This window comes from Streptomyces sp. NPDC016845 (genome assembly GCF_044332585.1).
Taxonomy (GTDB): Bacteria; Actinomycetota; Actinomycetes; order Streptomycetales; family Streptomycetaceae; genus Streptomyces.
Genome location: NZ_JBIRPI010000044.1, coordinates 19,315 through 27,560, shown reverse-complemented (window position 1 = coordinate 27,560; position 8,246 = coordinate 19,315). Strand labels below are relative to the sequence as shown.

Annotated in this window: 4 protein-coding genes and 2 pseudogenes; 3 read left to right on the top strand and 3 right to left on the bottom strand. The window is 67.7% G+C overall.

All coding sequences use genetic code 11. The features are described 5' to 3' along the window. Nucleotides 1–543: pseudogene (locus ACH4RC_RS41115) on the bottom strand (transposase); the annotation flags it as partial. A 91-nt stretch (nt 544–634) separates the two neighbouring features. Here ACH4RC_RS41115 and ACH4RC_RS41110 point away from each other — a divergent pair. Continuing rightward, nucleotides 635–1,622, top strand: a pseudogene (locus ACH4RC_RS41110) (IS256 family transposase); the annotation flags it as partial. Nucleotides 1,623–1,935: 313 nt separating this feature from the next. Here the strand turns inward: ACH4RC_RS41110 and ACH4RC_RS41105 are convergent. Together ACH4RC_RS41105 and ACH4RC_RS41100 are read right to left on the bottom strand one after the other, a co-directional pair. Then, a complete protein-coding gene (locus ACH4RC_RS41105) occupies nt 1,936–2,343 on the bottom strand; it encodes a barstar family protein (RefSeq protein WP_398209918.1) in 408 nt (135 codons plus the stop codon). A 4-nt stretch (nt 2,344–2,347) separates the two neighbouring features. Then, the gene (locus tag ACH4RC_RS41100; RefSeq protein WP_398209916.1) at nt 2,348–5,965 is read right to left on the bottom strand and encodes a ribonuclease domain-containing protein; all 3,618 of its coding nucleotides are present in this window, start codon (nt 5,963–5,965) and stop codon (nt 2,348–2,350) included. A 289-nt stretch (nt 5,966–6,254) separates the two neighbouring features. On the opposite strand from ACH4RC_RS41100, the gene ACH4RC_RS41095 reads away from it, so the two are divergent. Both ACH4RC_RS41095 and ACH4RC_RS41090 read left to right on the top strand, forming a co-directional pair. After that, a complete protein-coding gene (locus ACH4RC_RS41095) occupies nt 6,255–6,767 on the top strand; it encodes a hypothetical protein (RefSeq protein WP_398209914.1) in 513 nt (170 codons plus the stop codon). A 148-nt stretch (nt 6,768–6,915) separates the two neighbouring features. After that, nucleotides 6,916–8,151 (top strand): trypsin-like serine protease, encoded by a 1,236-nt coding sequence (locus ACH4RC_RS41090; RefSeq protein WP_398209912.1) that lies wholly within the window; start codon nt 6,916–6,918, stop codon nt 8,149–8,151. Nucleotides 8,152–8,246 lie beyond the last annotated feature (95 nt).

Genomic DNA, 8,246 nt, shown 5'->3' with positions numbered 1-8,246 from the left:
GACGCTGTCCAGGGGACGGTTCTGCCATTCCGTCATGCCAGCCATCACGCTGTCGGTGATCGTGGAGATGGTGGACTTGGAGATTTCCGCGCCGTGTACCTCGGCGAGATGCGCAGAGATCTCCCCGTGCGTCAGCCCTTTCGCCGAGAGCGACAGAACCATCTCGTCCACCCCGCCCAGCCGCCGCTGACGCTTCTTGACCAGCTACGGCTCGAACGAACCGGCCCGGTCTCGCGGCACCGCGATCTCGACCGGACCCGACTCGGTGATCACCGTCTTGGAGCGGTGCCCGTTGCGGTAGTTCTCCCGGCCGCCCTCGGCCCGCTCACCGGGCTCGTGCCCCAGGTGATCGGTGAGTTCGCCCTCCAGCGCGGACTCCAGCACCCGCTTGGTCAGCTGCTGCAGCAGGCCGCCCTCCCCGGTGAGTTTCACCCCGCCGGCCTGGGCCCGGGCCACCAGCTCGGCGACCAGCCCGTCATCGACGGCGTTCGCCCCACTCGCAGCGGCCTTCCCGGCCTCGATCCCACTCATCACGTCAGTCATCAACTGTCGCTTTCAGTACGGGAGTTACACCACTCACCGTGCAGACCCGAGCGTAGTCAACGAGGACGGCAGCACCCGTAGCGGCTCCCTGATGGACGACATCGTCCGTGAGGGCGCCCGTCGGATGCTCGCTGCGGCCCTGGAAGCCGAAGCCAGCCAGTACATGGCTGAGTTGCCGGGCGAGCGAGACGCGGCCGGTCGCCGTCTGGTGGTCCGCAACGGTCACCACCGCGAGCGGGCGGTGACCACCGCCGCCAGGCCGATTGCGGTGAAGGCACCGCGAGGGAACGACAAACGGGGCGATGGCGAGACGGGCGAGCGCAAGCCGTTCTCCTCCAAAATCCTCGCCCCCTGGTGCCGGAAGACCCCGAAGATCAGCGAGGTCCTGCCCCCTGCTCTACCTGCACGGTCAGCCCTCGGGTGACTTCGTGCCCGCGATGGAGCAGTTCCTCGGCTCGGCCGCTGGGCTCTCGCCGGCCACGGTGACCCGGCTGACCAGACAGTGGAGCGACGATCATGCCGCCTTCCAGGACCGGAACCTGTCCGGATCTGACTACGTGTACGTGTGGGCCGACGGCGTCCACCCCCAGGTCCGCCTCGGCCAAACCCGCTCCTGTGTCCTGATCCTCATGGGCGTGCGCACCGATGGCAGTAAGGAGCTGATCGTGCTCGCCGAGGGCCTGCGCGAGTCCGCCGAGGCCTGGGCCGACCTCCTGCGGGACTGCCGTCGGCGCGGCATGCGCGATCCGGAGCTCGTCGTCGGCGACGGGGCCATGGGGCTGTGGCGGGCCCTGGCCGAGGTGTTTCCGCAGGCCAGGCATTTAAGGCGCTGGGTTCACAAAATCCGGAACGTGGTCAACGCCCTGCCGAAATCGGCCCAGCCGAGCGCGAAGAAGGCGCTGCAGGAGATCTACAACGCCGAGGACCGCGATCACGCTGAGAAGGCGATGAAGGACTTCGGGCGCACCTACGGCGCGAAGTGGCCAAAAGCCGTCACGAAGATCACCGACGATGTCGATGAACTGGCGTTCTACGGCTTCCCAGCCGAGCACTGGGTCCACCTGCGCCCGACAAATCCGAACCGGCGAGCCGGACCTGGGGCTGAACCCAGCACGACTCTTGGCCACTGACAGTAACCGCAGGGCCTGGAACCAGCCCCTGCGAGGCACGGCCTGGAACACTGGATACCGTTGACGGCTCCGGAGCACTACATCAGCGCTACCCCTTGACACGGCCTCGTGCAAGGAGAAGCGCTGACGTACACCGGCGCTGTAAACACCTTCATGTGCGTCCGCACACTTTTGGTGTCAGTCGCGAAGCGCCTCCTCCTAGCCGATTAGCTTCACTCAGTGAGAGGTGTGGGCATCTTCGACGTAGACGCGGAAGCAGGCTCTACGCATTAACTGCCACGTAGATGCTGAGTGATACTGCGGTTCCAGCAGTTAGCTGGACGTCAGCAAGGTCTTTCGCAACGTCGTCCATTACCATCAACGCGGTTCGGAAGTCACCGTCTTCATCTTCTTCTGCTGGGTAGGCGTCCGGCCACACGATGAGCACTCTGGGTGCCTTCAGCTCGTGCAGACCCTCCCACATGGAGTCCGCGAGCGCATCCCAACTTCGTGTGCTTCGCAAGGGTGGATCGAGTGGTACGACTTCCTTGACGGCACGGAAAAAGGACTCCCGGTCTGTTCTCCCTTCCGTGTGTAGTGAGAAGACTGGGACACCGGCGCGCTCTGCCATCGAAAGAATCTCAAGCACGTCTTCCTTCGAGGTGATCACGACGTTTTCGAGAGCAGTCATCGATTCATTTGATCCTTACGAACGGAGGGTCCCCTGCGTCACCGTAGTGTGTCCACGTGTAGTAGGTCTCACCAGTGTCAATGTTCTTGACCACGCGCTGGGCTCCTGCACCCTGCCCGTAGACGTTCGCAACGCGGTACTCCCTGTAGGGTGAGTTAGGGCCCGTGGCACCGGGAAGATCCCCTGCCCAATTCTTGAACTTCGTACCCCATTTGGTGGCTGTAGGTCCGGTTGGTACGGTGCCGGCGTCGAGGTGACGAAGAGTGTCATCAAGGGCCGTCTGCTCTGCAGACGGAATTTTTCCGATCAGCCAAGTCACACACTTTGTGGGTTTCGCAGCCCGGGTCAGCGCGCGCGTGGACGTCGGGGCCTTGCACTTAGCGGCTCGTCCCAAACGAGTGGCATCGATAAGGTCATCGACCTTTTCGTACCCCTTCTTGAGGAGCTTTCCTCCCTTCCCGACAGGAAGAACCCCAGCTACCGCCCAGATGCACGCCTCGGCCGTGGGATTGCTGACGCACTCCTGAATGTCAGCACCACCCGAGAGCTCCCAGGCGCCCTTCAAAAGAAGCTTGGCCAGGTCAGGGCTTGCCTTGGGAAAGACCAGTTCACCGCCCGCGGACAACGTACCGGCCACGCAGGGTGGCAGGCTGTCCCGGTTCATCGGGATGTAGCACTTCGGCTTGTCTTTCTCCTGTGCTTCACGCTCACGCTTTCGCTTCTCGGCCGCTATGCGCCGAAGTTCTGCTTGTTCGGCGTCGCGCTTCTTGATGACGTCCTTCCAAGCCTCCTGAGCGAACCCCTCAGCTTCCTTCTCGCTCTTGCCCGCAGCGAGAGCGGACTGACGGGCCTCTTCAGCCGATCCAGCTGCCTCGGCTGCGGAGTTGTGGGCGTAGCTCGCGTCGAACTCTGCCTGGGCGGCGGATTCCTCGGCGTTGACGGCGTCCTGGTTGGCGCGGTCGGCGGCGCTGCGGGCGGCCGCGGATGAGGCCTTGGCGCTCTTGGCGCTGGTCTCGGCGCGGTCGGCGGCCTGGTCGGCCTCCGTTGCGTAGCCTTGGGCTGCTGTGGCGCTCTTTCCGGCTTCGACCTTGGCCGTCTGTGCGTCGGCTGCCGCGTCGTTGGCCACGGCAGCGGCCTCGGCGGCGATCCACCGGTTCTGCTGGGCCTTGGCCGCGATGCCTTCGCCTTCGGCGATGAGGCGCTCGACCTGGGCTATGTGGGTGCTGGCGAGTTGGTCCTTGCGGTCGGCCATGTACTGGCCGGTCTCCACGAAGTAGTGGACCTCGTCGGCCGGGGCGAGCAGGGTGATCTTGGCTGCGGCCCGGACCTCGGGGCCGCCGTCGTTGTACAGCTTGGTCGCCGTTGCCCGTTCGTCGCTGTTGCGGGCGCTGTACTGCGTGTTGTTGAGGAAGGTGAGCAGGGCCTGGGTGCTGCCGTCGAGCAGGGCCTTCTTGGCCTGGTCCTGCATGGCGGGGCCGCCGTCGTTGGAGAGCTTGGTGACCTCCGCGCGGTAGTAGCTCTCGGCGGTCTTGTACTGGCCGGTGGCGTAGAAGTCCGCGATCTGCTGGTCGGTGCCCGTCAGCGCCTCGGTGGCCGCGGTGCGCACGGCTTCGTAGGGGCTGGTGGACTGGAGGTCGGCGACCTGCTGGCGCCGCTCGCTGGCGATGGCGTTGTCCCAGCCGGTGCGGAGGTACTCCAGGACGTCGGCGTCGGTGCCGGACAGGGCCTGGGCGGCGGCGTCCTGGCGCCAGGAGCCGAAGTACTCCAGCGCCCGCAGCGCGACCTCGCGGCCCTTCGCGGCAATGGCCGCCTCGTCGGCGCCGGGCTGCGCCAGTTCTGCCGCGAGAGCGTGAACGTCGTTGCCGATCGCCTCTCCGTCGACAACGGCCTTGGACACATCGGAGGTGAAGACGTCGGCGTAGGTCTTCTGTGTCTTGGCGCGCTCGACGGCCGCGTTGGTGCGGGTGGCGAGATCCTCGGCCTCGGTCTCCCGCGCGATGGCGAAGGTCTTCTTGGCGGTGGCCACCGCGGCGCTGGCCGCGTTCGCGGCGGTCTTGGCCGCCGCGGCCTGCTTGGTGGCTTCGGCGGCCTGGTCGGCTGCCTCACCGGCGTGTTCGGCCGCCTCCTCAGCTGCATCGGCCGCATTGTCCGCGTGCGTGGCAGCGGAGTTGGCGGCGTTGCGGGCCTCACTCGCCGCTGCGGCGGACTTGCGTGCGAGCGCCTCGGCGGCGGTGGCCGCACGATTGGCCTCGTTGGCGTGCCGGCGCGTCTCGGCCGCGGCCGCGCGGGCCTCGGCGGCCGAACCGCCGGCCGCTTCCGCATAACCGGCTGCCTCATCGGCAGCGTCGGCCGCGGCGTTGGCGTTGCCCGTGGCACTGCGGGAGGCGAGGGCCGCCTCCGCGGCCGCGAGGGAGGCCTTGCCGGCCTGCTCGGCAGCCTTGGCTGACTTCCTGGCCAGCGCGCCCGCGTCGCGGGCTTCCTTGGCCCGGTCGCGGGCCGCCTGTGCCTGGTCCTTGTCCTTGCCGGCAGCGATCGCCGCGTTGGAGGCGCGGGTGGCGGCGTTGGCCGCGGCCGCGGCGGCGCTCGCGGTCTGTGCGGCGGCCAAGGATGCGCGGCGTGCGGAACGGTTGGCCGCGTCGGCCGCGCCGATCGCCTGCTGGGCGGCGCTCGCCGCGGCCCGGGCGGCATCGGCCGCCTGCTGGGCCTTCACGGTGGCGCGCTTGGCGTCGTTCTTGGCGGCCTGCGCCTCCGTGGCGGAGCGCCTGGCGGCCTCCTCGGCCAGCGCCGCGGCCGCGACCGCCTTGGCGGAGGCCTCCTTGGCGGCGTCGGTGGCGTCCTCGGCCTGCTGGCCGGCCTTCTCCGCCTGCTCGGTCAGCTGCGCGATGGTCGCGTGCTCCTGGTCACGGTCGCGGGCGACGAACTGCCCCACGTCCAGGAACTCGGTGATGTCTTCCGGGGTCCCCAGCAAGGCCAGCCTCGCGGCCGCCTTCATGTTGGTACCGCCGGAGTTGTACAGCTTGGTGGCCTCGACGCGATCGTCGGTCTGCCGCGCCGTGTACTGGCCGTTCTCGAGGAACTCCTTGACGTCCTCCGAGGCCCCCAACAGGGCAGCCTTGCCCGCGTCCTGCACTGCGCTGCCGCCGAGGTTCACCAGCCGGGTCGCCTCGACCCGCTGGTCCACCTCGTTCGGGGCCTTCCACCCCTCACCGAGGAAAGCCTCCAGGTCGGCGGGTGTACCGGCCAGGGCCCTCTTCGCGGCATCGCGCACCGCGGAGCCACCGGCGTTCAGGACGCGCGAGGCGTCCACCCGGTCATCGATCTCCTCGATCGACGGCACCTCGGTCAGGAACGCCCGGATGTCCTCGTCACTGCCGAGCAACGCCTGCTCTGCAGCTTCCTTGACGCCGGAGCCACCACCGAGCCAGTAACCGACGGCCATCCCCCGGTTCGCCGGGGGCTCGGCGTCGTCCGCGCTCGCGGTCGCGGTGCCAAGAAGGCCGGCCGTCAGCGCGGCCGAGAGCACCGAGGCACAGACAGCACGGGAGGCGAAGCCCTGCGCGCGTCCTATTCGTTGCGGATGGTCGTTGCGTCTACGCCGTGCGGGCGGAGATGACTTGTTCACCTGTAGACCTTTCCAATCTCAAAGGCTGATTCCACCCAAAATTGAGATCAGAGGGCTATTTAAGCACCTATGTCTGTCTTCGATGGATTGCCTGAACGGGATCGCGGAAGCGAACGTGCCGGGCCACCCCCGCGACCCGCACTCGCCAACGAAGCGCCAGGCAGCGGGGATCCGTTGGAGACCGATCACGCCGCCGTGGATCTTACCTGTGATGTACATGTGCTTATCTTGTGTAAATTGAGGTACCTCATTCCGCCTCGCGGCGCACTCCCGACCCTGAGAGAGACACATGGCGATAACCCCTGCCCGGAAACTGCTTCTGGGCTTCCTCACCGCGATGGCTGTGGCCGGGCTGGGCGCCACCGCGCTGGCCGCCCCGCAGGACTCGCCCGCAACGCCCCGAGCAGCGTCCGAAATGCCGACTCTCGTCGAGGACTTCGCCTACCCGGGCGCCGACAAACTGCTCCAGGAACGCGGCATCACCCTCAAGCGCGGCGACGGCCACATCATCCTCACGCCCATCACCGACGTGAACGAGTGCGTCTCCGACACCGCGAACCTCATGGTCGAGTCCCACAAGGGCAAGTTCTGCTTCAGGTCCAACGCCAAGAGCGGCTACCTCACCCTCGAACTGCCCGACTCCTTCAACATCTGGACCGGAGCCCAGCCGGTGAAGGCCACCTTGACCGCCGACGGCAAGAACACCGTGGTCAACGCTCCCGCCAACGACCTGACTGGAGTCGGTGAGTCCGGCGACACCGGCGTGCGCTCCGTCCTGGTCGAACTGCGCATCTCCGCCTGAGACGGCACCACCTCCACCTGCAGGCTTCATCACCTGCGCACGAGAGACCCGTCCGGACGGCACCTACGACCGGACCCGCGGCGGGCCACCTGTCACGCCTCAGCCATCCGTCTTCGAGGCAGCGCAGACCAGATCAAGGAAGTGTCACATGTTCAAGCCCCACCCGCGCACAGCGCTGACCAGCACCGCACTGGCGGCCGCCGTCGCCTGCGCCACGCTCACCGGCCCCGGCGCCCAAGCCCTCACCGGCTCCGCAGCGACTGGCCAGACCGCCGCGTTCACCGCGCGGATCGACATCGGTGACAACGAGAGCACCTGCTCCGGTGTCCTGGTCGAATCGCAGTGGCTGCTCACCTCCGCCACCTGCTTCTCCGCCGACGGCCACCCCGCCGCCGGCGCTCCGGCCAAGACGACCAAGGCCACCATCGGCCGCACCGACCTGGCGTCCGCCGCGGGCCAGGTCCGCAACGTGGTGCAGCTCGTCCCGCGCACCGACCGCGATGTGGTCCTGGCCCGACTGGACAAGCCCGTCACCACCGTCGCCCCGGCTCCCCTCGCAGGCCAGGCCCCGGCAGCCGGCACCACCGTGACCGTGGCCGGCTACGGGCGGACCAAGACGGAGTGGTCGCCGCTGAAGCTGCACACCGGCACCTTCACCGTCGGCGCCACCAGCACCAGCGACCTGCCCCTGACCGGTCAGAACGGCGCCACCATCTGCGCCGGCGACACGGGCGCCCCGGCCGTCACCACCGTCGGCGGCAAGACCGAACTCGTCGGCATCAGCTCCCGTTCCTGGCAGGGCGGCTGCTTCGGTACCGACGACGCCGAGACGCGCACTGACGCGCTCGATGTCCGCGTCGACGACCTGGCCGGCTGGGTATCGGCCCATGTGGCGCGCTGGGGCCTGAAGGCAGAGGCCAACGGCAAGTACGTCGCGGGCGAGTTCAGTGACGCGGGCAACCAGCAAGGCAAGCTTCGCGCCCGCAGTGACGCCCCCACCGGCTCATGGGAACAATTCGCCCTGCCTGCCAACGGCACGGACGGCGGCGTAAGCCTGCGCTCCCAGTACAACGACCTCTACGTGAGCGTCGAGGTCGAGGATTCCGGCAGCCACGCAGGGATGCTGCGGGCGCGTGCCACCAGCGCGGGCAGCTGGGAACGGTTCCAGCTTGAGCGCCAGAGCAACGGAAACTACGCCCTCAAGGCGAGCAAGAACGGCAAGTACGTCTCCACCGAAATCAACGACAGCGACACGGACAATGGTTTGCTCCGTGCCCGCAACGACACCGTCGGCGCCTGGGAACGATTCACCTTCACCCGCGCGGACAACTACCCCACCGCCTCGCGCGACACCGTACAGCCCGGGCCGCTGCCTGCCTCCTGACGGCAGTCTGTGAAATAACCCGGAAGGGGCGCGGAGACAGATGCCCTTGCTGTGACGCCTTAGACGAAGTCTCGCGGTTCAGCAGGGGCGCCTGG

Excerpts from the sequence above, each read along its gene's own strand:
- ACH4RC_RS41105 (WP_398209918.1), bottom strand. The coding sequence starts at position 2,343 with ATGACTGCTCTCGAAAACGTCGTGATCACCTCGAAGGAAGACGTGCTT.
- ACH4RC_RS41095 (WP_398209914.1), top strand. The coding sequence starts at position 6,255 with ATGGCGATAACCCCTGCCCGGAAACTGCTTCTGGGCTTCCTCACCGCG.
- ACH4RC_RS41090 (WP_398209912.1), top strand. The coding sequence starts at position 6,916 with ATGTTCAAGCCCCACCCGCGCACAGCGCTGACCAGCACCGCACTGGCG.